The organism is Mycolicibacterium arseniciresistens, assembly GCF_030519285.1.
Taxonomy (GTDB): Bacteria; Actinomycetota; Actinomycetes; order Mycobacteriales; family Mycobacteriaceae; genus Mycobacterium; species Mycobacterium arseniciresistens.
Window position 1 is genome coordinate 1 of the sequence record NZ_JAUMSQ010000135.1, and the last position, 1,365, is coordinate 1,365.

Here is a 1,365-nt window from a genome sequence, read left to right on the forward strand (position 1 = left end):
GCCGCGCCGCCGTCTCCGCAGCACGCTTCGCCACGCGCAGCAGTGCCTGCGACGCACCGGCCGCCGCGCCCTGCACCGGGTCCGACCAGCCCATCGCCTTCCCGAAGGCCACCGTCTTCATCGACGCCGACGACTGGGACACCCGCGCCGAGTCGCTCGGGGGCACCAGCAACGGGTTGCTCGCCGGCCTGGCGGCACACCTGGCCCAAGGAATGGGACGCGTCAACCCTGATGGCGCAGTCGATCTGACGTTGCCCGTCAACCGGAGGGAGGCCGGTGACACCCGCGCCAACGCGATCACGAACGTCGACTTCACCGTCGACCCTGCACCGGTCGCGAGCGATCTGCGAGGAATCCGGGCGTCGATCAAGCAGGCGTTGACCCGTTCACAGGAGGAGCCGAACGAACGGTTCGAATTGCTGCCCCTGGCTCCGCTGCTCCCGCAGTGGCTCATCAGGAAGGTGGTGAGCGTGTCGGCCGGCAGCCCCACCAGCGTCGTCTCGTCAAACCTCGGCGAGATCGACCCGGCCGCCCACCGGCCGGACGGCACACCCGCCGACCGCTTCGTCATGAGGTCGCTGGGCAAGGGCGTGACCGAGGCGGTCATGCACCGTCTCGGTGGCCTGCTGGTGCTGCTGTCGGGACGCACCGACGACACGATCTTCGTCTCGGTGCTCTCCTACCAGCCGGGCCGGGACAACTCGAACGACGTCCTCCACGAGCACATCTCGAATGCCCTCAACGACTTCGGCCTCACCGCCTCGTTCGCATGGCCGGCCGGACTGTCCCGACTCTCCGCATAACCCACGACTCAGAAAAGGAACGACGACGATGAGCAACGTACTCGACCTGGTCGACCAGGCGGTCTTCGACTTCGAACGGGCCACCGGCGCCAACAGCCGCGGTCAGGTGGTCTGGATCTACAACCGTGCCGTCGACATCGACGGTGTGCGCCGGTTCCACCACCATCTCGCCAACGGCAGGCTGTCCCGCCGCATCGAACGTTCGCCGCTGCCCTTCGGCCGGCACCGCTGGGTCTCGAGTGCGCAGTCGGACCTCGAGATCGTCGAGAGCCCGCGCCCCCGTGCGGAATTCGATGCGTGGCTCGCCGAGCAGGCGAACCGTCCGCTGGACATCGAGCACGGGACCCCATGGCATCTCGCCGTGCTGCCCTTCACCGACGGCGGAGCCGGTGTCAGCCTGGTCGTCTCGCACACCGTCGCCGACGGCATGGGCGGCTGCCTGGCCATCATGGAGGCCGCGTCGGGCTACGACAGTGCGATCGACGCGCCCGCGGCCGGCTCACGCCGGCGCTGGCGGGCGGTGCGCGAGGACGCTCGTCAGGCCGTGCGCGACGTCCCGGCA

At 69.4% G+C, this 1,365-nt stretch carries 2 pseudogenes; both read left to right on the forward strand.

The annotated features are described in order from the left end of the window. Window positions 1–803, forward strand: a pseudogene (locus Q2100_RS17560) (hypothetical protein); the annotation flags it as partial. A gap of 28 nt (window positions 804–831) precedes the next feature. Further along, window positions 832–1,365: pseudogene (locus Q2100_RS17565) on the forward strand (hypothetical protein); the annotation flags it as partial.